General features: G+C 59.9%; 21 protein-coding genes and 1 tRNA gene. 11 read left to right on the forward strand and 11 right to left on the reverse strand.

The window, feature by feature from the left end; all coding sequences use genetic code 11:
• Nucleotides 1-24: 24 nt before the first annotated feature.
• On the forward strand, nucleotides 25-2,349 hold the full coding sequence (locus GHN92_RS04385; RefSeq protein WP_133144777.1) for a TonB-dependent siderophore receptor: 2,325 nt from the start codon (nucleotides 25-27) through the stop codon (nucleotides 2,347-2,349).
• Nucleotides 2,350-2,467: 118 nt separating this feature from the next.
• Nucleotides 2,468-5,014, forward strand: a complete 2,547-nt coding sequence (locus GHN92_RS04390) for a sulfite reductase flavoprotein subunit alpha (protein WP_178102597.1) — start codon at nucleotides 2,468-2,470, stop codon at nucleotides 5,012-5,014.
• A 761-nt stretch (nucleotides 5,015-5,775) separates the two neighbouring features.
• On the opposite strand, the gene GHN92_RS04395 is transcribed toward GHN92_RS04390, so the two are convergent.
• Genes GHN92_RS04395 through ptsP form a run of 3 tightly spaced genes read right to left on the reverse strand, consistent with a single transcriptional unit; the run spans nucleotide 5,776 to nucleotide 11,326 of the window.
• Complete coding sequence (locus tag GHN92_RS04395) at nucleotides 5,776-7,512, reverse strand: PTS fructose-like transporter subunit IIB (protein ID WP_095018269.1); 1,737 nt, start codon at nucleotides 7,510-7,512, stop codon at nucleotides 5,776-5,778.
• Between the two features lie 11 nt (nucleotides 7,513-7,523).
• Nucleotides 7,524-8,465, reverse strand: a complete 942-nt coding sequence (pfkB, locus tag GHN92_RS04400; RefSeq protein WP_133144774.1) for a 1-phosphofructokinase — start codon at nucleotides 8,463-8,465, stop codon at nucleotides 7,524-7,526.
• Complete coding sequence (gene ptsP, locus GHN92_RS04405) at nucleotides 8,465-11,326, reverse strand: phosphoenolpyruvate--protein phosphotransferase (protein ID WP_095026378.1); 2,862 nt, start codon at nucleotides 11,324-11,326, stop codon at nucleotides 8,465-8,467. Before ptsP ends, pfkB begins: the two co-directional genes overlap by 1 nt.
• 339 nt (nucleotides 11,327-11,665) lie before the next feature.
• Between ptsP and cra the strand changes: the two genes are divergently transcribed.
• Complete coding sequence (cra, locus tag GHN92_RS04410; protein WP_095001602.1) at nucleotides 11,666-12,661, forward strand: catabolite repressor/activator; 996 nt, start codon at nucleotides 11,666-11,668, stop codon at nucleotides 12,659-12,661.
• A gap of 2 nt (nucleotides 12,662-12,663) precedes the next feature.
• Nucleotides 12,664-13,446, forward strand: coding sequence for a TatD family hydrolase (locus GHN92_RS04415; protein WP_095038604.1), 783 nt, complete (start codon nucleotides 12,664-12,666; stop codon nucleotides 13,444-13,446).
• A gap of 57 nt (nucleotides 13,447-13,503) precedes the next feature.
• Here GHN92_RS04415 and ampE read toward each other — a convergent pair whose 3' ends face one another.
• From ampE to GHN92_RS04430, 3 genes are all read right to left on the reverse strand, one after another.
• A complete protein-coding gene (gene ampE / locus GHN92_RS04420; RefSeq protein ID WP_095001604.1) occupies nucleotides 13,504-14,340 on the reverse strand; it encodes a regulatory signaling modulator protein AmpE in 837 nt (278 codons plus the stop codon).
• Nucleotides 14,337-14,900: a 1,6-anhydro-N-acetylmuramyl-L-alanine amidase AmpD gene (ampD, locus tag GHN92_RS04425; protein ID WP_095001605.1), complete on the reverse strand. Its 564-nt coding sequence runs from the start codon at nucleotides 14,898-14,900 to the stop codon at nucleotides 14,337-14,339. The genes ampE and ampD overlap by 4 nt, the downstream gene beginning before the upstream one ends.
• Nucleotides 14,901-14,983: 83 nt before the next feature.
• On the reverse strand, nucleotides 14,984-16,426 hold the full coding sequence (locus tag GHN92_RS04430; protein WP_372239728.1) for a DUF1631 family protein: 1,443 nt from the start codon (nucleotides 16,424-16,426) through the stop codon (nucleotides 14,984-14,986).
• Between the two features lie 402 nt (nucleotides 16,427-16,828).
• Here GHN92_RS04430 and nadC point away from each other — a divergent pair, with 402 nt between their 5' ends.
• On the forward strand, nucleotides 16,829-17,677 hold the full coding sequence (gene nadC / locus GHN92_RS04435; protein ID WP_095001607.1) for a carboxylating nicotinate-nucleotide diphosphorylase: 849 nt from the start codon (nucleotides 16,829-16,831) through the stop codon (nucleotides 17,675-17,677).
• 122 nt (nucleotides 17,678-17,799) lie between these two features.
• On the opposite strand, the gene GHN92_RS04440 is transcribed toward nadC, so the two are convergent.
• The 4 genes from GHN92_RS04440 to GHN92_RS04455 all read right to left on the reverse strand — a co-directional run bounded on the left by GHN92_RS04440 (nucleotide 17,800) and on the right by GHN92_RS04455 (nucleotide 20,540).
• Nucleotides 17,800-18,291 carry a methylated-DNA--[protein]-cysteine S-methyltransferase gene (locus GHN92_RS04440; protein ID WP_095001608.1) on the reverse strand — a complete coding sequence of 164 codons (492 nt, stop codon included), beginning with the start codon at nucleotides 18,289-18,291 and terminating at the stop codon, nucleotides 17,800-17,802.
• A gap of 2 nt (nucleotides 18,292-18,293) precedes the next feature.
• Nucleotides 18,294-19,784: a DNA-3-methyladenine glycosylase 2 gene (locus tag GHN92_RS04445; RefSeq protein ID WP_153379435.1), complete on the reverse strand. Its 1,491-nt coding sequence runs from the start codon at nucleotides 19,782-19,784 to the stop codon at nucleotides 18,294-18,296.
• A gap of 115 nt (nucleotides 19,785-19,899) precedes the next feature.
• Nucleotides 19,900-19,975, reverse strand: a tRNA-Thr gene (locus tag GHN92_RS04450).
• A gap of 157 nt (nucleotides 19,976-20,132) precedes the next feature.
• Nucleotides 20,133-20,540 (reverse strand): prepilin-type N-terminal cleavage/methylation domain-containing protein, encoded by a 408-nt coding sequence (locus tag GHN92_RS04455; protein WP_133144169.1) that lies wholly within the window; start codon nucleotides 20,538-20,540, stop codon nucleotides 20,133-20,135.
• 211 nt (nucleotides 20,541-20,751) lie between these two features.
• Between GHN92_RS04455 and GHN92_RS04460 the strand changes: the two genes are divergently transcribed.
• From GHN92_RS04460 to yacG, 4 genes are read left to right on the forward strand one after another with little or no spacing between them, the layout of a single operon-like run.
• Complete coding sequence (locus tag GHN92_RS04460; protein ID WP_095038606.1) at nucleotides 20,752-21,969, forward strand: type II secretion system F family protein; 1,218 nt, start codon at nucleotides 20,752-20,754, stop codon at nucleotides 21,967-21,969.
• The gene (locus GHN92_RS04465; protein ID WP_165484561.1) at nucleotides 21,966-22,832 is read left to right on the forward strand and encodes an A24 family peptidase; all 867 of its coding nucleotides are present in this window, start codon (nucleotides 21,966-21,968) and stop codon (nucleotides 22,830-22,832) included. Before GHN92_RS04460 ends, GHN92_RS04465 begins: the two co-directional genes overlap by 4 nt.
• Before the next feature lies 1 nt (nucleotide 22,833).
• Nucleotides 22,834-23,457 carry a dephospho-CoA kinase gene (coaE, locus tag GHN92_RS04470; RefSeq protein WP_095018262.1) on the forward strand — a complete coding sequence of 208 codons (624 nt, stop codon included), beginning with the start codon at nucleotides 22,834-22,836 and terminating at the stop codon, nucleotides 23,455-23,457.
• Nucleotides 23,454-23,657 carry a DNA gyrase inhibitor YacG gene (gene yacG / locus GHN92_RS04475; RefSeq protein ID WP_016779444.1) on the forward strand — a complete coding sequence of 68 codons (204 nt, stop codon included), beginning with the start codon at nucleotides 23,454-23,456 and terminating at the stop codon, nucleotides 23,655-23,657. Before coaE ends, yacG begins: the two co-directional genes overlap by 4 nt.
• 112 nt (nucleotides 23,658-23,769) lie before the next feature.
• Here yacG and GHN92_RS04480 read toward each other — a convergent pair whose 3' ends face one another.
• On the reverse strand, nucleotides 23,770-24,459 hold the full coding sequence (locus GHN92_RS04480; RefSeq protein ID WP_095025468.1) for an energy-coupling factor ABC transporter permease: 690 nt from the start codon (nucleotides 24,457-24,459) through the stop codon (nucleotides 23,770-23,772).
• Between the two features lie 109 nt (nucleotides 24,460-24,568).
• Between GHN92_RS04480 and GHN92_RS04485 the strand changes: the two genes are divergently transcribed.
• The gene (locus tag GHN92_RS04485; protein WP_095001620.1) at nucleotides 24,569-25,198 is read left to right on the forward strand and encodes a DUF1780 domain-containing protein; all 630 of its coding nucleotides are present in this window, start codon (nucleotides 24,569-24,571) and stop codon (nucleotides 25,196-25,198) included.
• Nucleotides 25,195-25,722, forward strand: coding sequence for an MOSC domain-containing protein (locus tag GHN92_RS04490; protein WP_095020318.1), 528 nt, complete (start codon nucleotides 25,195-25,197; stop codon nucleotides 25,720-25,722). The genes GHN92_RS04485 and GHN92_RS04490 overlap by 4 nt, the downstream gene beginning before the upstream one ends.
• Nucleotides 25,723-25,736 lie beyond the last annotated feature (14 nt).

Below are 25,736 nucleotides of genomic sequence, written 5' to 3' on the forward strand. Positions count from 1 at the left end.
AATTCTGGGGGAAGGGATCTTCAAATGTCGCGCCAACAAATAAAAATACCCGTCAGCTCACCGCGTTTACTGGCTTCGGCCATCGGTGTCGCGATTACCGCGACCTCGGCAGGCCATATGGTTCAGGCTGCCGAGAGCACTGACAGCAAGGCACAGGGCAGCAGTATTTCCCTTGGCGCGACCACAGTTACCGGTGAACAGACCGAGCAGTCTTATCAAACCGAAAAAGCCAGCTCCCAAAAATACACAGCGCCCCTGGTAGATACCCCGCGCTCTGTCACCGTGATCCCACAGCAAGTGCTGCAGGACACCGCAGCCACTTCGCTGCAGGATGCATTGCGCACCGTACCGGGCATCACCTTCGGCGCAGGCGAAGGCGGCAACCCACAGGGCGACCGTCCATTTATCCGTGGTTTTGACGCACAATCCGATATGTACCTGGACGGCGTGCGCGATGCTGGCGGCCAGACCCGGGAAATCTTCGACATCGAATCGATCGAAGTCAGCAAAGGCCCGAACTCCACCTTTGGTGGTCGTGGCTCGGCTGGCGGCAGCCTGAACATGGTGAGCAAGACCGCCAAGGCGGGTGACTTCCTCAACGGCGGCTTCACCTATGGCTCCGACCAGACCCGCCGCTACACCCTGGATGTAAACCGCCAGTTCCTGGACACCGCAGCGTTCCGCCTGAACCTGATGAGCCACGAGCAGAATGTCGCTGGCCGTGAGTCGGTCAACTACGACCGCTGGGGCGTAGCGCCATCGCTGACCTTCGGCCTGGGCACTGAAAACCGCCTGAACGTCAGCTATTACCACCTGGAAAGCAACGACCTGCCGGACTCGGGCATTCCATACGGCTACAGCAACAGCTCCAAGACCGCTGTTCACGCCCACGACAAACCGGACGATGGCGGCGACAGCAAAAACTTCTACGGCTTGAAAGACCGTGACTTCCGCAAGACCCGCGTGGACATCAGCACCATCTCGTTCGAGCATGACTTCAACGATGCGATGACCCTGAAAAACACCTTCCGTCACGGCAACACCGGCCAGGACTACATTCTCACCCAGCCGGACGACAGCCAGCACAACGTCAACCAGTACGGTACCGTATGGCGTCGCGCCAACACCCGGGTTTCGACCACTGAAACCACTACCAACCAGACCGATCTGTTCGGCAACTTCCAGGTCATGGGTTTCAAGAACAACTACTCCACAGGTGTTGAATTCACTCGTGAAGAGACTCGGGCCAGCAGCTACAACGTATATGGTCCAGATGGTCTGATTCAGGGCAATCCAAAACCTAACGGATGCACGCCTAGCATGGTAGGCAATAGTGGCGGCGTATGCACCTCGCTTGATAACCCTAACCCGAATGATGTCTGGGGTGGCTCCGAATCACGCAACTACTACGGCACCAACACCGTGGGTGTGACCAAAGCTGCCTACGTGTTCGACACCATCGAGCTGGATCCGAAGTGGCTGTTGAACGCCGGCCTGCGTTACGACGCATTCAGCACCACCGCCAATACCAATGCGGCGAGCGGTCGTACCAAAGCCTCAAACGACAGCCATTTCTTCAACTGGCAGACCGGCCTGGTCTGGAAGCCACTGGATAACGGCAGCGTTTACCTGTCCTACGCGACCTCGGCTACCCCGCCAGGCGGCGTGGTGGGTGAAGGGGTCGAAGGTAACGGCATACCTGCTCCAGGCAGCGGTATCACCAGCGACCTGAAGCCGGAAGAAACCGTCAACTACGAACTGGGCACCAAGTGGGACGTGTTCCACGATCGTCTGTCGCTGACTGCAGCCATCTTCCGTACCGAGAAAAAGAACACTCGCGTCCTGACTGACTCGTTCACCTACGAAAACGCCGGTGAATCCCGCGTTGACGGTCTGGAACTGTCGGCCAGCGGTAAAATCACTGACAAATGGCAAGTGTTTGCAGGCTACAGCTACCTGAAAAGCGAGCTGGTTGATCCAGGCCAGAAAGCCAACCGTAACGGCACTATCAATACCGCAGCGGTTTCGGACAAAGGCAACGAAATGCCGAACACCCCGAAAAACAGCTTCAGCCTGTGGACAACCTATGAAGTGATGCCAAAGCTGACCATCGGCGGCGGCGCGTTCTATGTTGACGAAGTCTACGGCGACACGGCCAACACCGTTTACGTGCCGGCTTACACTCGCTACGACGCAATGGCCAGCTACAAGCTGACCAAAAATATCGACCTGCAACTGAACGTACAAAACCTGACCGACAAGACCTACTACGACAAAGCCTACGCTGCGCATTTCGCCAGCCAGGCAGCGGGCCGTACTGCCCTGTTGACCACCAGCTTCCACTTCTAACTCGAAGTTGAGCTGAACCAAGCCCCGTCCATTCAATGGTCGGGGCTTTTGTGTGTAAAAAGACGTACACGGCATACTGCGCCGTGATGAATTCAATTGAGCAAGCAAGGCGGTCGTTGTGTTCAAGAAAACACTGTTTCAGCTGCACTGGTTTTTCGGCATAACCGCCGGGCTGGTTCTGGCCCTGATGGGGATAACCGGTGCCACGGTGTCGTTTCAGGACGAGCTGCTGAACTTGCTCAACCCTTCAGTGCTCAAGGTCGAGAAACTCGACAGCGGCGTGCTGCCACCGGCCGAGCTGGTGCGCAGGGTCGAGGCCACCGAGGGCAAGCAAGTCGCCATGCTCTGGGTGGGCGTGGACAGCGGCACCGCTGCACGCATCTTCTTCACCCCGCCACCGGGCGAGCGTCGTGGCCAGTTGCGTTATGTTGACCCCTATACCGGTACCTATCAGGGCGAGGCCAACGGCCAGGGCTTTTTCGACCTGATGCTGCAATTGCACCGTTTCCTGGCCATGGGCCAGAGCGGTCGCCAGATCACCGGCGCCTGCACCCTGATGCTGGTGTTCTTCTGCCTGTCGGGCCTGTACCTGCGCTGGCCGCGCCAGGCGCTTAACTGGCGCACCTGGCTGACCCTGGACTGGGCGAAAAAAGGTCGCAGCTTCAACTGGGACCTGCACGCCGTGGCGGGCACCTGGTGTATGGTCTTTTATCTGCTGGCCGCACTGACCGGCTTGTCGTGGTCCTATGAGTGGTACAACCAGGGCCTGCAAAAACTCCTGTCCGATGCCCCGAGCGGCGAGCAGCGCCAGGGCGGCGGTCGCGGCCCCCGTGGTCAGGGCGGGCCAGCCGGGCCAGCTCCGGTCGCCGATTACGATGCCATTTGGGCCAGCATCCAGAAAACCGCCGGGCCTGAGTTGAGCATGTACAACGTGCGTATGCCGCCAGTGGCCGGCCAGCCTGCCACGGTGTTCTACCTATTGAACACCTCACCCCATGAGCGCGCGTTCAACCAGATTGTGCTCGACCCGGCCACCGGTGCCGTCAAAAAAGTCGATCGTTATGACGACAAGTCCTACAAGGCACAATTGCTGACCAGCATTTACGCGCTGCACACAGGCAGTTACTGGGGCATTACCGGGCGCGTGCTGGTGACCGTAGCCAGCCTGACCATGCCGCTGTTCTTTATTACCGGCTGGTTGCTGTATCTGGACCGTCGACGTAAAAAGCGTCAGATCAAGCAGGCACGCCAGGGTTTTGCCGCTACGAGCAGCGATACGCCGTCCTGGCTGATCGGTTTTGCCAGCCAGAGCGGCTTTGCCGAGCAACTGGCCTGGCAGACCGCCGGGCAATTGCAAGCCGCCGGATTGCCGGTACGGGTGCAGCCCTTGGCCGCCCTGAGCGAAAACGATTTACAACAGGCCAGCAACGCGCTGTTTGTGGTGAGCACCTTTGGCGATGGCGAAGCGCCTGATAGCGCGCGGGGCTTTGAACGCAAGATCCTCGGCCAGCCTCTGGGACTGAACCGCCTCAAGTACTCGGTGCTGGCACTGGGCGATCGTCAATACCCGCACTTTTGCGGTTTTGCCACGCGGATCCAGCACTGGCTGAGCGAGCGCGGTGCCCAAGCGTTGTTCAGCCCGGTGCAGGTGGACAGCGGCGATGCCGAGGCCCTGCATCAATGGCAACAGCAGCTTAGCCAACTGACCGGAGGCACGCCGAATGCCAACTGGCAGGCGCCTGGTTACAACAACTGGCCCCTGACTGAGCGCAAGCTGCTCAACCCCGGCAGCAGTGGCTCGGGGGTGTACCTGCTGGGGCTCAGCGCGCCTGACACCAACAGCCTGTGGCAGGCCGGTGATCTGGTGGAAGTGATGCCGCGGCAATCGAGCTGGGCGGTTGAGCACTTCCTGGAGGGGCTGGGCCTGTCGGCTGACACTCCGGTGCAACTCGATGGCCTGCAGGAAACTTTGGCTCAGGCCCTGGCTGGCCGACAACTGCCGGAAAATCGCGGCCATCTTGTGGGCATGCACGCCCAGGCACTGGTGGACGCACTGATCCCGTTGAACATGCGCGAATACTCCATTGCCTCGATCCCGCAGGACGGTCTGCTGGAGTTGATCGTACGTCAGGAGCGGCATGCTGATGGCAGCCTGGGCATCGGTTCGGGCTGGCTTACCGAACATGCCGCAGTCGGCTCGGCGATCAGCCTGCGCGTGCGCCGCAACAGCGGTTTTCATTTGCCGGCCGAACCGGTGCCAATGATTCTCCTCGGCAATGGTACCGGCCTGGCAGGGCTGCGCAGCTTGCTCAAGGCTCGGATTGCCCAGGGCCAGCAGCGCAACTGGCTGTTCTTTGGCGAGCGTAATGCCGAGCACGACTTCTATTGCCGCGATGAGCTGCAGGGCTGGTTGGCCAGTGGCGATCTGGCGCGGCTGGATCTGGCGTTTTCACGGGATCAGGCGCAGAAGGTGTATGTGCAGGACCGCTTGCGCGAGTCTGCCGAGCAGGTACGCCAATGGCTGGACCAAGGCGCGGCGATTTATATCTGTGGCAGTTTGCAGGGAATGGCGGCGGGTGTGGATCAAGCGCTGATCGACATGCTGGGGGCAGAAGCGGTAGAGAGGCTGATCGAGCAAGGGCGTTATCGGCGGGATGTGTACTAGTCGGACAAGCTGCTCAGCTCTTGTGGGAGCGGACTTGCTCGCGATGGCATCGCCACGGTTTGCCTGACAGACCCCAGTATCTGCATCGCAGGCAAGCCAGCTCCCACTGGATTTACGGTGACATTGTGGGAGCGGGCTTGCTCGCGATGGCATCGCCACGGTTTGCCTGACAGACCCCAGTATCTGCATCGCAGGCAAGCCAGCTCCCACTGGATTTACGGTGACATTGTGGGAGCGGGCTTGCTCGCGATGGCATCGCCACGGTTTGCCTGACAGACCCCAGTGCCTGCATCGCAGGCGAACCAGCTCCCACTGGATTTGCGGTGACATTGTGGGAGCGGGCTTGCTCGCGATGGCATCGCCACGGTTTGCCTGACAGACCCCAGTGCCTGCATAGCAGGCGAACCAGCTCCCACTGGATTTGCGGTGACATTGTGGGAGCGGGCTTGCTCGCGATGGCATCGCCACGGTTTGCCTGACAGACCCCAGTGCCTGCATAGCAGGCGAACCAGCTCCCACTGGATTTGCGGTGACATTGTGGGAGCGGGCTTGCTCGCGATGGCATCGCCACGGTTTGCCTGACAGACCCCAGTGCCTGCATAGCAGGCGAACCAGCTCCCACTGGATTTGCGGTGACATTGTGGGAGCGGGCTTGCTCGCGATGGCATCGCCACGGTTTGCCTGACAGACCCCAGTGCCTGCATAGCAGGCGAACCAGCTCCCACTGGATTTGCGGTGACATTGTGGGAGCGGGGATTGATTTATGCTTTGGCCGTCTCCAGCGCCATTTCAACCGGCTCCGGACGCTTGATCACCGCGTACACCACCGCCGTCACCAAGCTGCCCGCCACGATCGCCAACAAGTACAGCAGCGCATGGTTGATCGCGTTTGGAATCAGCAATACAAACAAGCCACCGTGCGGTGCCATCAGCTTGCAACCGAAGTACATCGACAATGCCCCCGTCAACGCGCCCCCCACGATGCTCGCCGGAATCACCCGCAGCGGGTCTTTGGCAGCAAACGGGATTGCACCTTCAGAAATAAAGCACAGCCCCAGCACCAGTGCAGCCTTGCCCGCCTCACGCTCAGTCTGGGCGAACTTGCGGCGCGCCAGGAACGTGGCAATACCCAAGCCAATCGGCGGCACCATGCCCGCCGCCATCGTTGCCGCCATCGGTGCATAACTTTGCGAAGCCAGCAGCCCCACCGAAAACGCATAGGCCGCCTTGTTGATCGGCCCGCCCAGGTCTACGCACATCATCCCGCCCAGCAATACACCCAGCAGGATGGCGTTGGTGGTGCCCATGCTGTCGAGGAAGTGGGTCAGGCCTTCAAGCATTCCGGCAACCGGCTTGCCCACCACGTAAATCATCACCAGACCGGTAAACAGGCTGGCGAACAACGGGATGATCAAAATCGGTTTCAGCGCCTCAAGGCTCTGCGGCAAGCGCGCATAACGGTTGATCGCCTTGGCACAGTAACCGGCGATGAAACCGGCAATAATCCCACCGATAAAGCCCGCACCCAGGGTACTCGCCAGCAAGCCGCCGATCATCCCCGGCGCCAGGCCCGGGCGGTCGGCAATCGAGTAGGCGATATAACCCGCCAACAACGGCACCATCAGTTTGAATGCGGCATCGCCACCAATCTGCATCAGCGCCGCCGCCAGCGTGCCGGGCTCTTTATAAGCTTCAATGCCAAATACGAAAGACAGCGCGATCAGCAGCCCCCCTGCCACCACCATCGGCAGCATAAAGGACACGCCCGTCAGCAGGTGCTTGTAGACCCCGGCCTTCTCCTGCTTGGCAGGCGCCCCGCCCGCAGCGGCGGCACTCTCCTGCTTGCCTTCGCTCAACGCCTTGTTCAGGGTGGCTTCGGCTTGCTTGAGGGCGATGCCTGTGCCGCAACGGTAGATTTTCTTGCCGGCAAAACGCTCGGTCGGCACTTCGATATCCGCCGCCAGCAACACCACATCGGCGTCGCGAATGGCTTCGGCGCTCAACGGGTTGCGCGCGCCTACCGAACCCTGGGTCTCGACTTGCAAGTCGTAGCCCAAGCGCTTGGCCGCTTGCTGCAAGGCTTCGGCTGCCATAAAGGTATGGGCCACGCCTGTCGGGCAGGCGGTGATGGCGACGATTTTTGGAGCTTTCTGCGCGTTTTCAACTGCAGCTGTTGGCGCAGGTGCAACGTAGACCTCGGCCTCCTCCACGCCACGCTGCAACACCGCCTCTACATCTTGCAGGGCCTGGGCCGGCGTGCTCTGGAACACACGCTTGCCGATAAAACGCTGCATATCCAGCGGCGTACTGCTGACCAGCAACACCCACTCGGCTTCATCTATGGTCGCCGCCGATAACTGACGTTCAGGGTGCTTGGGGTCGTGGACTTCAACGCTGGTGCTCCAGCCCTGACGCTGAGCCGCCGCATCAAGCAAACGGGCGCACAGCACGCTGGTCACCATGCCGTTGGGGCAGCCCGTCACAATGGCTAATTTCATGTGGATTCCTTTTATTCTTCTGTCAGGGGGCGAACGCGAACGCCGCTTTCGAGCGTCGCCAGGTGCGCTGCATCGCTGATACCAAAACCGATCTGAGTAACGGCCATTGCCGCAATGGCAGTGGCGGTGCGCAGGGTCTGCTCGGGGCTATGGCCGCTGAGCAAACCGTGGACCATGCCCGCCAGCAGCGAGTCGCCCGCACCCACCGTGCTGGCGACGCTGACCTTGGGCGGCAACGCTTGCAAGGCCGGCCCACGGCTGAACCAGTTCACGCCTTCTGCACCGTGGGAAATCACCACGTGCTCAACGCCCTGTGCCTGCAAAGCGGTTGCGGCTGCAACCTGGGTTGCAAGGTCGCTGATATCGCGGCCCAAAGCATCGCTGAGTTCTTCGGTGTTGGGCTTGATCAGCCACGGCCCCGCTGCCAGGCCCTGCTTCAAGGCCTCACCGCTGGTGTCCAGGACCACTTTCAGGCCCTGAGCCTTCAAGCCCAGCAGCAGATCGTGCAGCCATTGCGGGCTGACGCCTCGGGGCAAACTGCCAGCCACCACGACCGCGTCATGCCCGGGAGCAATGCGCTCAAGGGTATCGAGCAAGATTTGCTGCGCCTGTGCGTCAACCTGCGGCCCCGGCCCGTTGAGGTCGGTGACGCGGCCATCGTCTTCAGCCAGCTTGATATTGCTGCGGGTTTCGCCCGGCACACGGATAAAGGCATCGACAAAACCGCGACGCTTGAACAGGGCATCGAATGCTTGTGCATTGTCCTCACCCAAAAAGCCACTTACCGTCAGCGTGTGGCCCAGATCGGCCAGTACTTGCGCCACGTTCAGGCCCTTGCCGGCAGCATGGGTCAGCATCAGCGGGCTACGGTTAACCTCCCCCGGTACCAGTTGCCCAAGACGCACGGTCAAGTCCAGTGCCGGGTTGAGGGTGACAGTCAGAATACGGGCCATCAGAGCGCCTCCACCAACGCACGAACTTCATCCGGGCTGCCCACGCTCAACGCTTCGGCGGCCAGGGTTTTCAGACGATCCATGCTCAACTCGCGTACCCGCGCCTTGACCTCGGGGATGCTGCGCGCCGAAACGCTCAGCTCATCCACGCCCAGGCCCACCAGCACAGGCACGGCCAGCGGATCAGCCGCCAGCTCGCCGCACACGCCCACCCATTTGCCATGGGCATGGGCCGCACGCACGGTGATATCGATCAGTTGCAATACCGCGGGGTGCAAGCCGTCAGCCTGGGCCGACAGGGTCGGGTGGCCACGGTCGATGGCCAGGGTGTATTGGGTCAGGTCGTTGGTGCCGACGCTGAAAAAGTCCACTTCCCTGGCCAGCACGGGCGCCAGCAAGGCAGCCGACGGCACTTCGATCATGATCCCCAATTGCAGGTCAGCCACTGGAATTTCCAGGCGCAAACGCTCGGTCATGTCGCGGGCGGCACGCCACTCGGCCACGCTGCCCACCATCGGGAACATGATACGCAGCGGGCGGTTGTCGGCTGAACGTAGCAAGGCGCGCAACTGACTTTCCATGATCTGCGGCCGTTGCAGCGTAAGACGAATGCCACGTACACCCAAAAACGGGTTTTCTTCTTTCTCGATCGGCCAGTACGGCAGCGGTTTATCGCCGCCCACGTCCAGCGTGCGTACCACCAGCGGCCGGCCAGCCAGGCCGTCGAGTACACGACGGTATTCGGCTTCCTGAGTCGCCTCATCCGGTACTTGCGAATGGGCCATGAAAATCAGTTCGGTGCGCAGCAGGCCAATGCCTTCGGCGCCCTGCTCCACTGCCGTGGCGACGCCCTTGCTCTCACCGATATTGGCAAACACTTCAACCGCATGACCATCCTGGGTCACGGCCAGTTCGTGGCGCTGGGCAGAGGCTGCCAGCAAACGCTGCTCACGGCTGTCGCGCTCCTGGGTGGCACGCTGCAAGGCGTCGGCATCCGGGGAGACGTGCAGGCGACCGCGCTGGCCATCAATCAACAATTCAGTGCCCGGCGCCAGCAGCAGCACCGCCTCGCCCGCGCCAACCAGGGCCGGAATACCAAGCGCGCGGGCGACAATGGCGCTGTGCGCAGTCGCACCACCGCGGGCGGTTAAAATGCCTGCCACCCGCGCCGGATCAAGGCGAGCCACATCTGAAGGGCCGACCTCATCCATTACCAGCACATAAGGCTGGTCAGGCTCGGCCGGGGTTTCGACGCCACACAGCTGGGCCAGCACGCGACGGCCGATATCCCGCAGGTCCGCTGCCCGCTCGGCCAGCAGCGCATCCTGCAAGGACTCCTGCTGACGCGCAGCGGCCTCGATCACCGACATCCACGCGGCTTCGGCGCTTTCGCCCTGCTTGAGGCGCGAATCCACTTCATCGGTCAGTTCAGGGTCGTCGAGCATTTCCTGGTGGGTAATGAAAATTTCGCGAATGGCCTTGGACTGGCTGCGCGTAATCAGGCCTTCAATGTCCTTGCGCACTTCGCTCAGGGCTTTTTGCAGACGCTCGCGCTCGACCACGGAAGACTCGCCACGCAGCGGGTAATCGAACGTTTGCAGCACCTGTATATGGGCAGGGCCAATGGCAATGCCGGGCGATGCGGCAATCGCCTGCACCAGGCTGCCAGCCGCCGGGGCGGTAAGCACCGTGGCAATTTCGGCGACACCGGGCACGGCTTCAGCCAACGCCGGCAACGGCTCGACTTCCTCACCCAAACCCGCCTCGACCGCAGCCAGTAGTGCAGGCAGCGCATCGTTGGCGATATTCGGCTCGGCGACAAATTCCAGCACCTGACCGCGACGGGCACCCAGGCTCAGCAGCTTGCTCAAGCTCTTGGCAGATACCGCCGAATCCTGGCCATCGACGATCCGGACGCGGATTTCGCCTTCAAAACTTTTCGCCAGTTGCGCCAGCACTTTGGCCGGCCGCGCATGCAGGCCGTGGGCGTTGGCCAAGGGAATACGGGCACTTGGCCAGTCGGCCGGCAGCTCGCCGCCCAATACTTCAAGCACGGCACGGCGGCTGGTGGCACTGCCCAGTTCGTGGCCACGACCGGCAATCAGTAGCGCGCACAAGCGCTCCAGCAAGGCCTGATGCGCTTCGCCAAGGCTGGCCAGGCAGAACAGACCGCTCAGCGGCTGGCCCAGATAGCGCATCGGTTTGTCCGGTGTCACAAACGCCAGCCCCGGACGTTTGACGGTTTGCTCGCTATGCAGCCACCACAGGCCATCGCCCAGCGGCAGCGCATCGACTTGCTGCAGTACGGCAGCAAAGCCATTGCTCACGCAATCAGCCTGACGCAGCAGACGGGCACCACGCCATACCAGTTCCTCAAAGTCATCGGCAGACACACCCAGGCCGATCATCTGTGCATCCAGCGCCAGCTCCTGTGGTGCGCCCTGCAGCAGTTTAAGCAAGGCTTCGGCGGAGCTGGCGCGACGCAGGGCCTCACCCAGATCGGTTTCGCCCAGGGCACGGGTCAGCAGTTGCAGCAAACGTAAATGTTCGTCGGACTTTGCGGCAATACCGATGGCCAGGTACACCATCTGGCCATCACCCCAGTCCACCCCCTCGGGGAACTGCAACAGGCGCACGCCCGTGGTGAACACCAGCTCACGTGTTTCGGGCGTGCCGTGGGGGATGGCAATGCCCTGACCCAGAAAGGTCGAACCCTGAGCCTCACGCGCTTGCAAGCCACTCAGATAGCCTTCGGCTACCAAGCCATCGGCGACCAGTTTATCGGCAAGCAATTGCAGCGCCGCAGACTTGTCCACAGCCGTCTGGCCCATGGATATCTGCTCTATGGTGAGCTCGAGCATGCGTTCTCCTTTCCGGTACTCAATGGCAACCGGTATTGTTTTGAATTAAGTCAGCTTAGGTCGCTCTTCCCGTGCTGCGTCAGTTGATGCGTGGCAAGCACATCACTGCCGGGTTCGAGGCCTTTAAATGCGCAGGCTGAAACGTTTAATCAAGAATACCCGGCACGTTACTGCATAATTCCCCGCGCTTGAAGTCCAACTTGTCGTATTGCCTGGCGGCAGCGGGTAGATGTCGCAAATAAATACAGCGCACCCATGACAGACGATGGTCGGCTGCCTTTATCGGTTAGGATTGTTCACAATGTCGACATGTACTACAAAAAATAAGGAATTTTCGGCGTGAAACTCAGTGATATCGCTCAATTGGCAGGTGTTTCCGTAACGACTGCCAGCTATGTCATCAATGGAAAAGCCGAACAGCAGCGCATCAGCAGCAGCACGGTCGAGCGCGTACGTGCGGTGGTCGAGGAGCACGGCTTTACTCCCAACCCGCAGGCAGCCGGGCTGCGCAGCCGACACACGCGCACCTTGGGGTTCATCCTGCCGGACCTCGAAAACCCGAGTTATGCGCGCCTGGCCAAGCAGCTCGAACAAGGCGCCCGTGCCCGCGGCTATCAGTTGCTGATCGCCAGCTCCGACGATGCACCGGACAGTGAGCGCCAATTGCTCAAGCTGTTTCGTGCCCGTCGCTGCGATGCCCTGTTCGTAGCCAGCTGCTTGCCCGCAGAAGATGACAGCTACCGCCAGTTGCAGGACCTGGGCATGCCCATCATCGCCATCGACCGGACCCTGGAGCCGGAGCGCTTCTGCTCGGTAATCAGTGATGATTGCGAAGCCAGCCTGCAATTGACCCGCAGTCTGTTGCAGCCTTTGCCGCGCCAGATTGTGTTGATCGGTGCGCGCCCCGAACTGAGCGTCAGCCAGGCCCGTGAAGCGGGTTTCAAGCAAGCGGTCGAAGGGTTCAAGGGCGAGGTCCTGATCGAACACGGCAGTGCGTTCAGCCGTGAATGTGGACGGCGGATCATTGATGATTTGCTGGCACGCCAGGGCCACTTCCCCGAAGCGCTGATCACCACTTCATATGTGCTGTTGCAAGGGATGTTCGACGCGTTGCTGGAGCACCCGACCCAGCGCCCGCCATTGCGCCTTGCCACGTTTGGTGACACCCAGTTGCTGGACTTCCTGCCGCTGCCAGTCAATGCTATGGGCCAACAACACAAGCTGATTGCCGAAACAGCCCTGAACCTGGCCCTGGCGGCGATTGAAGAGCAAAACTACGTACCCGGCATCCATGCCATTGCCCGTAACTTCAAACAACGTATCCATCAGGCCTGAGTATGCAACTGATCGACACCCACACCCACCTCGACTTCCCTGAGTTCGACGCCGACCGCCCACAGATACTGGCGGGCAGTCGGGCACTGGGGGTTGAGAGCATGGTGGTTCTGGGGGTTTATCAGAGTAATTGGCAGAGCGTGTGGGACTTGATCCAAACCGACAGCCAACTGTATGCCGCGTTTGGCCTGCACCCGGTGTACATCAATGAGCATCGCCCCGAGCATATGATTGAACTGGGGCAATGGCTGAGCCGCCTGGCAGGGCATCCTCAGGTGTGTGCTGTGGGCGAGATCGGCCTGGACTACTTTCTGCCCGAGCTGGACCGCCAGATCCAGCAACAGTTGTTTGAAGCCCAATTGCAATTGGCCGCCGACTTTAATCTGCCCGCCCTGCTTCATGTTCGGCGCAGCCATGCGCAGGTAATCGCCACCCTCAAGCGTTTCAAGCTTCAGCGTGGCGGGATTGTTCATGCCTTTTCAGGCAGTCGCGAAGAAGCCCGTGAATATATAAAACTGGGATTCAAGCTGGGCCTGGGGGGGGCTGCCACCTGGCCACAAGCCTTGCGCTTGCGCAAAGTGCTACCTGATCTGCCGCTGGACGCCATCGTGCTGGAAACCGATGCCCCCGGCATGGCCCCGGCCATGTACCCCAACCAGCGCAACAGCCCGCAGTACCTGCCTGATATTTGCCGGGCGCTGGCCGAGATAATGGGCATCAGCCCCGAGCAATTGGCAAAGGCGACAACAGCTAATGCCTGCGAAGTCTTTGGCTGGAAGCGCTGACTTATACCCCTGTAGCAGCTGCCGAAGGAACGAGGCTGCTACAGATCTTGTGTAATCTCAGAGCAACAACGCCCACACCGCGAAGCACGCATACCACAACACCGCCGCCCGCAGCAGCAAGGCCCACAGGGTGTCGAGGCTGCTCACGCCCTCAGGCCCGGCCTGTGGCGCAGGGATTTCAGCAGCTGCGCAGCCGGCTTTGTTGATCAGCTGCGCAGCACTGATGTCCCAGCTCAGCAACTCATGCAACATCACCCGGCTAACCGCTGCAAAATTACCCACCAGGGCAAAACTCGCGGCCAGCAACCGCACCGGCAACCAGTCAAAAGCATGGCGCAATTGCCCGGCACGCTCCACCAGCGCCGGGTTTTGGCTGTGCTCCTGCGCCAGGGCCAGCAGGCGATAGCTCAGGATCACCACCGGCCCCAGCAGGAAGTACCAGAAAATAACCGCAAAGAAGCTCTGGTAGGCCTGCCATAACAAATGCCCCTGCACCCTCTCCAGCAATTGCTCACCGCTGTCCGCATTTATGCTCAGGTCACGCTCGGCAACATGGGCGGCGGCCTGCAAATCACCACGACGCCAGGCATCACGAAACGGCCCGAGCCCCCCCAGCAAGTCTCCACGCCCAAGGCTGTAGATCACCACCAATAAATGTATCGGCAGTGCCAACAGGCCATAAGCCACCGGATGCAGTACCACCAGCAGCAAGCCCAGCACCGCCGCAGGCAAGGCAATCAGGATAAACAACACCCACCATGGCTTGTTGCCAAGCCTTGGGCTGGTTTCAAGTTTGTGCAACTCGCGCAACCAGCCGCCATCACGCTGCAGACGCTGACGCAGCCCCGAGAATTTCTCGACCACAATCGCCAGCAGTAACACCACAAAACTCATTGTTTATCTCCTGTGTGCTGCAACGCGCTGCGAAAACGCGTCCAGTCAAAAGCCGGTCCCGGGTCCGTCTTGCGTCCCGGCGCCACGTCGCTATGGCCGCAAATCCTGTGTCGGGTAATGGCAGGAAACTGCATCTGCAACTGTCGGGTCAAGGTTGTCAGAGCCTGATACTGGGCATCCGTAAAAGGCAGCTCATCGGTGCCCTCAAGTTCAATGCCCAGAGAAAAATCATTGCAGGTCTCACGTCCTTCGAAGCTCGAAACGCCAGCATGCCATGCGCGATCAAAACAGGAGACAAACTGGGTAACAGTGCCGTCACGCTCGATCAGAAAATGTGCGCTCACGCGCAGGGCACTTATACCTTCAAAGTAAGGATGTTCTGTGACGTCCAGTCGATTCTGGAAGAATTCCTGGACCTTACCGGTGGCGAACTGCCCCGGCGGCAAGCTGATGTTATGAATGATCAGCAGGGAGATTTCATCACCCGGGCGCGCATTGAAGTTGGGTGACGGGCAATGGCGCACGCCTTGAAACCAGCCGCTCGCGGGGTCCATCTGCATACAGGCTCCTTTAACAGGCAAAACCAAAGGCCCAGTATGCCGCGATGCGCGCATCGATGGGGAGCAATCTGCGCTATACGCGATTACTCGCCGCCAGCCTGACGCAAACTGTCTATCACCGACTCCAGAGCCCGATCAATCAACAGGCGGTCATCGACCAGCAGGATACTGCCATTGCGCAGGTGCACGATTAAATCGTTGCGGCTTTTTTCCAGCATCTTGGCCCCGATACGGTTTACAAAGATATGCGTACCGTCCGGCTCAAGAATCGTAATCAGCTTGCAACGCAGGCGGGTGGTCTCATCTTCTTGCAGTTCGATCCAGGCCCCAACCCGCAACTGACTGACCAACAACAACCCCAACTGAGCTTGCTCATCGAGAACCGGTGAAGGCCATGAGCGCACCGGGTTGCGCTGCACCGCAGGGCGGCAGCGCACCTGTTCGGCATCCCGGGTGCGCTGCTCAAGCAGCTCGGTGCGGCTGCGCTCGCCGCGGGTAAACATCGAAAAATCATGCAGCAACGACTCAAGCAGCGCCGGATTATTGCCCGCGTACCGGGCCAATTGCAGCACCACGTGCTCGACCTTGCGGTACAGCGGATCGTTGCAACTATTGGCACCGGCGTCCCAGCCAATGGCTGCATCGGCCATGACATTGAGCAGACGCCGGGCCGGATGGCTGTCACAGCTGAAGAAGTTCTGATCACGCCGGGCGATCTGGAGCATGGGTTCACGCAACAAGCCCAGCAGTTTTTTCAAAGGCTGCGAAAGGTTGCGATCATCGCTGATGTAGTCGAACAAAAGCCCGATCAGGTTACTCGCATCCTCACCCGCCCCTGGCAATTCCTGGGCATGGATATCGGCTTTGGCGGCGCAGCACGACTCCCTGTCCGACAGATCTGGCAGCACTCCGGTGGCAATCAACAGCTGGTTGGCGTCGGCGTACAGCTGCCCGGTCTGACTGAGCAGGTACTTGTCGAACAGGCGCAGCATGATCAGCTTGACCTTGATGTCCATGCCTTGGTCACGTTCGGCCTGCAAAAAATATTCGCACAGCATCGCCGGCCCCAGCGGGTTGTTCTGTTCATCCAGTGGCATGCAGCTCAGGGTGTTGAGGCGTGTGCTCAACTGGCACAAAGCCAGCTGGTTGCGGCTCAGGACCTTCGTCACCATTGCATTGGTTACCTGAGCGCGCTCAATGTTATCGGCCATCAGCGAGAACACCGCATGCCCCGCGGGAACGACGTGCAGGGCTGGCTCACTGACATCAGGCAGGGTCAGACGGATAAAGGCATCGAACAGACGCTCAAGAAAACCGCGTTCAATGCTTTTACGTTTGAGCCGCACATCGCGCATGGCCTCAAAGAACAGGCTCTGATCGGTATCGCTCTGCGCCTTGTCGGCCATTTCAAACAGGGTCTGGTCGGCATTTTCGAACAGCACCTGCAGTTCGTTGCGCAACTGCTGCGCAGCCTTGTCATGCACCTGCAGCAGGATCACAGGCAGGCGGGTAAGCGGCGAGTGCATCGCCAACTCCTTAGTGGTCCTGCTCCCAGGCCCCACTTTCCCGTCATTTTGCATCCTGGCCTCCCGGAAGGATTTCTTCGTTTGCCAGTGAACGCGCGTGGTCAGAGCCATTTTTGCCGCTCACTAACAGAAACCGGCGAGTGCATTGGGCACTGGCCGGTGAATCGGAATTTAGGGCAATGGCAGCACGTCAAAGCTATGGCGCCAATAGCAAGGCGGATTATCTTGTAAAAGATGGCGCTTGTACCAGCGGACTCTTCATTTGAGTGATTGCAGGTGCAAATTAATGTTCAAAGTGCCGAAAACAGCACATTGCAGGTATTTGCATGTGACTCTTCGCACACCTTGGGTTCACCGGTGGCATGCCCCTATAATCGGCGCACTTTGTTTGTGGAGCTCGTTATGCCGAATTTACGCCTGGCCGACCTCACTGCCGAAATAGAAGCCAACGTGCGCCGTGCGTTAGCCGAAGATATTGGCAGCGGCGATATCACTGCACGGCTGATCCCGGCCGAGCGCCTGGCCAAAGCCACGATCATTACCCGTGAAGCAGCAGTGATCAGCGGCACAGCCTGGGTCGACACTGTGTTCCGCCAGCTTGACCCTCGGGTTGCCGTGCATTGGCAGGTGGCCGATGGCGATCGCGTGAGCCCCGACCAGGTACTGTTTCATCTTGAAGGCCCGGCCCGCTCGCTGCTCAGCGGTGAACGTAGCGCGCTGAACTTTCTGCAAATGCTGTCAGGCGTCGCCACCCATGCCCAGCACCTCGCTGATCAGGTGGCCGATACGCGGGTCAAGCTGCTGGACACACGCAAGACCCTGCCGGGTTTGCGTATGGCGCAGAAGTACGCAGTAACCTGTGGTGGCTGCCACAATCACCGTATTGGTCTGTACGACGCCTTTTTGATCAAGGAAAACCATATCGCTGCCTGCGGCGGTATCGCGCAAGCCATCAGTGCCGCGCACAAGATTGCCCCTGGCAAGCCGGTTGAAATCGAAGTGGAAAGCCTGCAAGAACTGAATGAAGCGCTGGCGGCAGGTGCGGATATCATCATGCTCGACGAACTGAGCATGGATGACATGCGCGAAGCGGTACGCCTGAACGCGGGCAAGGCCATGCTGGAAGCCAGCGGCGGTATCAACGAGTCGACCTTGCGTCCGATCGCCGAAACCGGCGTGGACTACATCTCGATTGGCGCCATGACCAAGGATGTGAAGGCGGTGGATCTGTCGATGCGGTTGAGCCTGTAAGCCCTGCACACCTTTGCTGTGGGAGCGGGCTGGCTCGCGATGGCCTCACTGGGGTTCGCCAGATACACCGCGGTGCCCGCATCGCGAGCAAGCCCGCTCCCACAAAAAGCACAGGTTTTGCATCAGCCGTGCCGGCGGCACTTGATCTCATGCTCTAGCAGCCATTGCTTGGCTGCCAGACCTCCGGCAAAACCGGTCAAGGTGCCATTGCTGCCAATCACCCGATGGCACGGGATGATGATCGGGATCGGATTGCGCCCGTTCGCCGCTCCCACTGCCCGGGACGCCTTTGGCCGATGGATCTGCTGTGAAATCTGGCCGTAACTGGTGGTTACCGCAAAGGGAATGGTGGTCAGGGCCTGCCATACCGACTGCTGAAAGTCGGTGCCTAGCGGCTTGAGAAACAGGTCGAACGTCTGACGCTCACCCGCAAAATATTCCTCCAGTTGACGGCGAACTTCGGCAAGCTTTGGTGGCGAATGCACCCACCCGTCCTGTGGTACATGGGGCCGGCGATCCAACTCGAAACGCACTTCGCGCAACCCTTCATCATCAGCGACCAGAAACAGTGGCCCAATCGGTGATGGCATTTGTTCGTAGTAAATCTGCGTCATGTTCACACCTTGCGCGCTGTAATCGAATCGGTAGCTGCGCGCCATAAATACATCACGGAATAGGCCCGCCACGGGCGCCAGCTTTCAGCCAGTGCCTGCAGCGCTTTGGTACTTAACGGCTCACCCTGGGGGTTGGCTTCACGGCGCAGAATCAGATCGGCGGCCGGAAATGCATCTGGGTGTTTGAGCACGCGCATGGCGATGTAATGCGCGGTCCATTCGCCAATACCGGGCAGTTGTACCCAGCGCTCGATAAAACGCTCCAGGGGTTGCTCCACGGCGAAGTCGACACGCCCTTGTGCAAGGGCGCGGGCGATGCCCTGGATCGTATTGATGCGCGCCTGGGTTATGCCCATTTGCCCAAGATCGGCTTGCGCCAGCTGCTCAGGGCCGGGAAACAGACGATCCAGCCCCGAGCCCTTGTCGGCTTCAATGGCAACACCATGGCGCTGCACGATTCGACTGGCCAGGGTGCGTGCTGCAGCCACACTGACTTGCTGCCCCAGCACGGCCCGCACCGCCACTTCAAAACCGTCCCAGCCCCCCGGCAATCGCAGCCCCGGATAACGCCCGATCACAGGCGCCAGCAGCGGGCTGGCACTCAAGGTACGGGCGATGGCCAGCGGGTCGGCATCCAGATCGAACATGCGCCGAATCCGCGTGACCACCGCCAGCATCTGCCCCGGTGGCACATTGCGCAGCTCCAGCTGCAATGCATGCTGCTCACCCGGCCAGGCGCTGACCCTCAGCCAGCCGGGAGCTTCAGGGCTGCCAAACACCCGCTGATAACTGTGGCCATCGACCCGTTCGATACCGGGCAAGGCCCGGGTCTGCAGAAAGCCCGGCAAGGCTGCAAAGTCGTAAGGCGGGCGATAGCCCAGGCGCAACACCAGCGCCTTGTCTGCCCGTGTCTTCGGGCTGCGCCTGAAGGCACGGGGCTCGGCATGATTGGCTTCGGCAAAAGCCGCATTGAAACGACGCAGACTACCAAAGCCGGAAGCCATTGCCACTTCAGTGATCGACAGGTCGGTTTCGGTCAATAGTTGCTTGGCAAAAAGCAGGCGCCGGGTGGAATGCACGGCCATCGGCGGCGCCCCGAGATAGTGAACAAACAGACGACGCAATTGCCGCGCACCGATGTCCATGCGCTCAGCCAACTCTTCCAGCGAGTGCTCTGCCAGGTAACCCTCATTAATCAGCGTCAAGGCGCGCGACACCAGATGCTCGCCCTGCAACCAAAGCTGATTACCCGGTGCCAGCTCGGGCCGACAACGTAAACAGGGGCGAAAGCCTTGGGCCTGAGCCGCTGCCGCGCTGGGGTAATAAACCACGTTTTCGGCTTTTGGCGCACGGGCCGGACACACGGGGCGGCAGTAGATCCGGGTGCTGAGTACGGCAGTGAAAAACACCCCGTCAAACCGCGCATCACGGCTCAGGCGAGCGATTTCGCAGGCAGCGGTACTGGGCGTTGACAGGCGGTTATCTGTATTCATGGTCCGCAGAATAGCACCGCGTTTTGGCCGATTCTCGCCATTTTCGGACGTCAAAGTGCCTGGTGCTGCCCCTGAACGAAAAAGCCACCCGGCATTGACCGGATGGCTTTTTAAGTGGTGCCGGAGACAGGAATCGAACCTGCGACCTTCGCGTTACGAGTGCGCTGCTCTACCGACTGAGCTACACCGGCGGTATCAGTAAAACTAGCAGCGCTGGAAAAAACCGGCAATTGCCGCATGTGTGCCGCTGCAGGAGCGAGCCTGCTGACCAAGGTTGTTAGTAAATCGCGATATTCTTGAGCCCTTGGCGCCCAGGCTTCACACACTCGGCATTACGACCATCACGGGTTATTTGCACGCACCGCTGGCCAGGCAGGTGCCATTTTGCGTCCAGTTCAGGGTGCCCCCCGAATTGCTCGAGGTCGGCACCAATACGCTGACCCAGCCGCCTGCTGCCTGGGTCCCCGCCATGGTAATCACACCATCGACCACCGTCATGCCCGCTGCCAGGTTTTCCGTCGCTTCGGCCGGCCCCGGGATGCCGTTGGTGCCCGCATCACAGGCCATCAGATCATTGGTCTGGCTGTAGCACAGGGCGACGGCAGTCTTGTAGGTATTGCTGATGGTGTTCACCTCGGCAAAACGGGTCTTCATCACGTGCTCGTGGTAAGCCGGAAATGCGAACGAAGCAATCAGACCGATAATTGCAACCACAATCATCAGTTCGATCAGGGTGAAGCCTTGTTGTTGTTTCACATGAAGTCTCCAGAAAAGGGGCACCCACAGGTGCCAGGCAGTGCTGTGCAGGCAAAAAAGTGCGCACAGGCTATCAAGGTTAGTGGGCCGTTGCTCCACAACTGCATCGCTGACACTTCTGGTCACTCTCAACTTTCCGGGTCAAAGCTCGGAGCATCTAGTCTTTGGGCTTACAGCACAGCCGGGCGCGCCGCGCTCCAAGGATCGATGCATGGCAACACAGGCCGTTAAATACAGCCTTTACCAGTGGGAAGGCACCGATCGAAATGGCATTAAAACCAGCGGGCAAATCACGGCGGAACACCACACAATGATTCGGATCCAGCTACGCCGCCAAGGTATTACCGTTAGTAAAATCCGCCGCCATTACAGTCACACACTGAATGCGGGCAAATCGGTCACGGCACTGGATATCACCCTGTTCACCCGCCAACTGGCTACCCTGATCAGCGCGGGCATAACTATGCAGCAAGCTCTGAAGGTTATCGCCAACGGTTTCGAGAGCCGTGCCATGCGCCAGCAGGTCACCGAACTCCAGCAAGACATCGGCGCAGGCACCAGCCTGTCGGCGGCGCTGCGCAAAAAACCGGCACATTTCGATCCTCTGTTTTGCAGCCTCGTCGAAGCTGGCGAACTGGCCGGGGCTCTGGACGTGTTGCTGCAACGGGTGGCGACCTACAGGGAAAAGACCGCCACTCTGAAAAAGAAAATCAAAAAAGCCATGACCTACCCCAGCGCCGTGCTCGTGGTCGCGCTGGCGGTGTGCGGCATTTTGTTGATCGAAGTGGTTCCGCAGTTCCAGGGCGTTTTCCGCTCATTCGACGCGCAACTGCCAGTGCTTACCTTGTGGGTGATCGGCCTGTCTGACAGCCTTCAGGCGCATGGTCTATGGCTCCTGTTTTTTTGCGGCATCACCCTTGCAGGCCTTCACCATCGCTACAAGCACTGCGCAACCTGGCGCCAGCGTGTTGATCGCTGGCTGCTGAAACTGCCCGTCATGGGCAATCTGCTGCACATGTCAGCCATGGCCCGTTTTGCCCGCACGCTGTCGACGACCCTGGCTGCCGGCGTGCCATTGCTCGAAGCGCTGAACTCCGTAGCCAGCGCCACTGGCAATAGCCTGTACAAAGACGCGGTGCTACGACTGAAGAAGCAGGTTGCAACGGGTAGCCAGATCCATGTGGCCATGGCCGCTGCCGGAGTATTCCCGGGCATGGCAATCCAGATGACAGCTATTGGCGAAGAATCCGGCACATTGGACAGCATGCTTGACCAGGTTGCCGCCTATTATGAAAGCGAGGTCGACACTCTGGTCGACAACCTGACAACCTTGCTGGAGCCGATAATCATGGTGGTACTTGGAGTCATGGTTGGCGGGCTGGTCATCGCCATGTACTTGCCGATATTCAACCTTGGCCGGGTAATATGAGCATGATTGATTTGCTGAGCCGTCACCCCGACGCTTTTATTGCCTGCGCACTGATACTCGGCTTGCTGGCAGGCAGTTTTATCAATGTGCTGGCGTGGCGATTGCCAAAAATGCTTGAACAGGAATGGCAAGCCCAGGCCCGCGAGGTGCTGGATTTGCCCGAGCCAGCCAAAGGCCCTGTGTATAACTTGCTGCGCCCGCGCTCTCACTGCCCCAATTGCCAGCATTCGCTGCGCGTCCGGGAGAACATCCCGCTACTGAGCTACCTGTTTTTGCGTGGCAAATGCTCGCAGTGCAAAAGTGCCATTAGCCTGCGCTATCCCCTTACGGAACTGACCTGCGCGGTATTGTCGGCTTTTGTCGCCTGGCATTTCGGTTTTGGCGCCCAGGCGGGCTGGATGCTTCTGCTGACCTGGGGGTTATTCGGCATTTGCCTGATCGATATCGAGCATCAAATCGTGCCTGATGTGCTGGTTTTGCCTCTGCTGTGGCTGGGATTGTTGCTCAACAGCTTCTCCCTGTTCACCACTTTGGGGCAGGCCGTATGGGGGGCCGCGCTGGGCTATGCAAGCCTGTGGTCGGTGTTCTGGATATTCAAACTGGTCACCGGCAAGGACGGCATGGGCTACGGCGATTTCAAGTTGCTGGCCGTACTCGGGGCATGGGGCGGGGTTGCGGTTCTGCCGCTAACCCTCCTGCTCTCTTCACTGCTGGGGGCGACGGTGGGGCTGGGGCTTTTGGCCATGCGCCGGGCCAAAACCAGTACCCCGATCCCCTTTGCGCCGTATCTGGCAATTGCCGGCTGGATTGCATTGCTCTGGGGTGGTCAAATAACCGGCTTCTATTGGCAGGTTTCGGTTTGACATGATGACTCCACCCTCCAAACCCTGGATTCTCGGGCTTACCGGCGGTATCGGCAGTGGTAAAAGTGCCGCTGCCGAGCACTTTGCCGCGTTGGGCATACATGTGGTGGACGCCGATCATGCGGCGCGCTGGGTCGTTGAGCCGGGACGCCCGGCGCTGGCCAGTATTGCCGAACACTTTGGAGCACAGGTGCTGCAAGCCGACGGGCAACTCAATCGTGGCGCATTGCGCCATCTGATCTTCACCGACCCCGAGCAACGCCGCTGGCTTGAAGCACTGCTGCACCCACTGATTCGTGAAGAGATCGCAAACAATCTGGCACAGGCAAAATCGCCTTACGCCATTCTGGTTTCGCCGCTGCTGATCGAGTCCGGCCAATACACCACAACTCAACGTGTCCTGGTGATCGATGCACCGCAAGCCCTGCAGATGCAGCGCACCCTTGTGCGTGACAACACCACCGAACAGCAAGTCCAGGCCATTCTCAAGGCACAGGCCAGCCGCGAAGATCGCCTTCGTCACGCTGACGATGTGCTGGTCAATGACAAGGATCTGAAGGCGCTGCAGACTGAGGTCGAGCGCCTGCATCACTTTTATTTAACTTTGCGTGGAGGCCAACCATGACCAAACCTATGACCATCGACTGCCCGACCTGTGGCACAGCCGTGCAATGGGATACCACCAACGCTTTTCGCCCGTTCTGCTCGGACCGCTGCAAGCTGATCGACCTGGGTGCCTGGGCCAGCGAGGAACACAAGATCCCGGTCAGCCCGGATGCTGAAGATGATCTGTTTTCCGAAGACCTGAGCGAGCGCTTACATTAAAAGCCAAATCCTGTAGTCGCTGACGAGGTACGAAGGCTGCGATCGAGCCCGAAGGGGTCGTGCTTTTAAAGAGCACAGGCCCTGCGGTCCATCTCGCAGCCTGCGTCGGCGATTACGGCTTTTCTCCATCATCCTTCCATGGCGCCGCCAGGTAGCGGGTGCGGTTAAAGGTCTCAAGCCACTCCGGGCAGAACACCACCAGTGCCGTTACCAGCATCCCGTTGATAAACGCTTCGGGAAAGATGATCAGCCACAGATAGCCGACAAAGTCCTCCAGCCAATACGGCATGACGAACAACCCGTCCAGCCACAACACACCCAGCACCGCCCCTATGCACAGCAACGCCGCCAACGCTGCGGCAAAAAAACCCGAGCAAAAGATATACACAAAGGGGTTACGCGGTTGCGCACGCTCGACCATACGCGCACACCCTTCGGTCACTGCTATCGGCAACAGAATCAGCAGCACGCCGTTGACACCCATCGCGGCCAACTCCTGACGCCCCAGCAACACCAGTCCGACTTGCGCCAGAAGCGCACCGACCACTGCCAGCGGCCAGTCGAGCAGCAACGTGACCACCGTCAGGCCAATAAAGTGGTAAGACACCCCGCCATCAAAGTCACGCCGTACCAGCCAGAGCAAAAACAGCCCGAACACCGTGCCAAACAACAGGTGCTGGCGCCGCGTATCGGTAAACAGCTCAACCCAGGGAGCACGCCAGATGGCCCACAGCACAACGGGAACATAGATCAGCCAGCCGATGACCAGCGTTTGTGTGGATAACACCTGTGTACTTATCATCGGCCTTGCCCTGCCTTGTCAAAACACACCGTTCAACCCTCCCTGTCGGATGCGACTGAGTCTACACCCGGACTTTCAGTAACACCTGTTTCAAGGCTAAGCTGCGTGCATGGACGACTCAGATTATTTACGCCTGCTCACCATTCAGGCCGAGCAAGCCAATGCCTTTTTATCCAATGCCCGCAAATGGGAGCGTGAGCGTTGGGTCTGCCAGCGCCTGTTGCAAGGCCTGAATATCCCCTACCACAGTGAAGACTTCCGGCAGGCGGGCCAGGAGCCTCCCGATGTGCTGTTCGGCGATGCACGCTTTGAGGTGTTCTTTGTCCTCGATGAGGGCCGGCGCCTGAACGATGAATGGCGCGCAGAACTGCAGCGCAGGCGCAGCGCCTACTCCCTTAGCCAATTGGTCCGTCGCGAAGCACGGCCCAAACGGATTCCGGCGAGCAAGCTGTTGCAGCGGCTGGGCCCGACCCTGCATAAAAAAGCCACTAACTACAAAGAGCGCGATATCGACCTGGGGCAGCTGGATATCATTGCGTTTTCCAGCCTCAAGCGCGAAGTGCTGGACCTTAACAGCCACTTTCCGCCGCCGACTGAATATTTGCGCCAGGGCTGGCGCTCGCTGTCGCTGGTAGGGCCGACCTTTGCCCGGGTGCTGTTTGCCCAACCGGACGCACCGGATTTTTTGCGCAACAACCTGGGACGCAGCATTATTTTTGATGTGGGTATCAGCCTGTGAGCCCGTTGCAGGCGCTTATTGCCAATGTGCCGCAAACCGGGCGCGTGTGCTGGATCGGCGTACGCCCCGAGTCCCGGGCAGACATGCTCGAACTCGACGCGGTTGAAGCCCGCCGCGAAGCCGGGCTGACCGGCGATCATGCCCGGCCCGGCGCCCGCAATGCCCGCCAGGTGACGCTGATACAATGGGAACACCTGGCCGTTATCAGCTCACTGCTGGGGCGCACGGCGGATCAACCGATCCTGGCGCAGGACTTGCGCCGCAACCTGGTGATCCGCGGAATCAACCTGTTCAGCCTCAAAGGCCGGCGCTTCAAGGTTGGCCAGGCCATTTTCGAAACCACTGGCTGGTGTCAGCCTTGTGCCCGACTGGAGCAGCGTCTGGGCCAGGGGACTTTTCAGGCGGTACGTGGCCACGGCGGGATCACGGCCCGGGTAATCGAAAGCGGGATCATTCGTCTAGACGACGAACTGCGGGTCGAGCCGTTAGGCCCGCACGGCTATGCTTCATTTCATCCCGGTTGATCAATGCTGTAGCT

This window comes from Pseudomonas sp. FSL R10-2964, from assembly GCF_009600035.1.
Taxonomy (GTDB): domain Bacteria; phylum Pseudomonadota; class Gammaproteobacteria; order Pseudomonadales; family Pseudomonadaceae; genus Aquipseudomonas; species Aquipseudomonas bubulae.

What these genes read in the sequence shown, in the direction of transcription:
- GHN92_RS04385 (WP_133144777.1), top strand. Translation starts at nt 25, where the DNA reads ATGTCGCGCCAACAAATAAAAATACCCGTCAGCTCACCGCGTTTACTG.
- GHN92_RS04395 (WP_095018269.1), bottom strand. Translation starts at nt 7,512, where the DNA reads ATGAAATTAGCCATTGTGACGGGCTGCCCCAACGGCATGGTGACCAGC.
- pfkB (WP_133144774.1), bottom strand. Translation starts at nt 8,465, where the DNA reads ATGGCCCGTATTCTGACTGTCACCCTCAACCCGGCACTGGACTTGACC.
- ptsP (WP_095026378.1), bottom strand. Translation starts at nt 11,326, where the DNA reads ATGCTCGAGCTCACCATAGAGCAGATATCCATGGGCCAGACGGCTGTG.
- GHN92_RS04415 (WP_095038604.1), top strand. Translation starts at nt 12,664, where the DNA reads ATGCAACTGATCGACACCCACACCCACCTCGACTTCCCTGAGTTCGAC.
- ampE (WP_095001604.1), bottom strand. Translation starts at nt 14,340, where the DNA reads ATGAGTTTTGTGGTGTTACTGCTGGCGATTGTGGTCGAGAAATTCTCG.
- ampD (WP_095001605.1), bottom strand. Translation starts at nt 14,900, where the DNA reads ATGCAGATGGACCCCGCGAGCGGCTGGTTTCAAGGCGTGCGCCATTGC.
- GHN92_RS04430 (WP_372239728.1), bottom strand. Translation starts at nt 16,426, where the DNA reads ATGCACTCGCCGCTTACCCGCCTGCCTGTGATCCTGCTGCAGGTGCAT.
- nadC (WP_095001607.1), top strand. Translation starts at nt 16,829, where the DNA reads ATGCCGAATTTACGCCTGGCCGACCTCACTGCCGAAATAGAAGCCAAC.
- GHN92_RS04440 (WP_095001608.1), bottom strand. Translation starts at nt 18,291, where the DNA reads ATGACGCAGATTTACTACGAACAAATGCCATCACCGATTGGGCCACTG.
- GHN92_RS04445 (WP_153379435.1), bottom strand. Translation starts at nt 19,784, where the DNA reads ATGAATACAGATAACCGCCTGTCAACGCCCAGTACCGCTGCCTGCGAA.
- GHN92_RS04460 (WP_095038606.1), top strand. Translation starts at nt 20,752, where the DNA reads ATGGCAACACAGGCCGTTAAATACAGCCTTTACCAGTGGGAAGGCACC.
- GHN92_RS04465 (WP_165484561.1), top strand. Translation starts at nt 21,966, where the DNA reads ATGAGCATGATTGATTTGCTGAGCCGTCACCCCGACGCTTTTATTGCC.
- coaE (WP_095018262.1), top strand. Translation starts at nt 22,834, where the DNA reads ATGATGACTCCACCCTCCAAACCCTGGATTCTCGGGCTTACCGGCGGT.
- yacG (WP_016779444.1), top strand. Translation starts at nt 23,454, where the DNA reads ATGACCAAACCTATGACCATCGACTGCCCGACCTGTGGCACAGCCGTG.
- GHN92_RS04480 (WP_095025468.1), bottom strand. Translation starts at nt 24,459, where the DNA reads ATGATAAGTACACAGGTGTTATCCACACAAACGCTGGTCATCGGCTGG.
- GHN92_RS04485 (WP_095001620.1), top strand. Translation starts at nt 24,569, where the DNA reads ATGGACGACTCAGATTATTTACGCCTGCTCACCATTCAGGCCGAGCAA.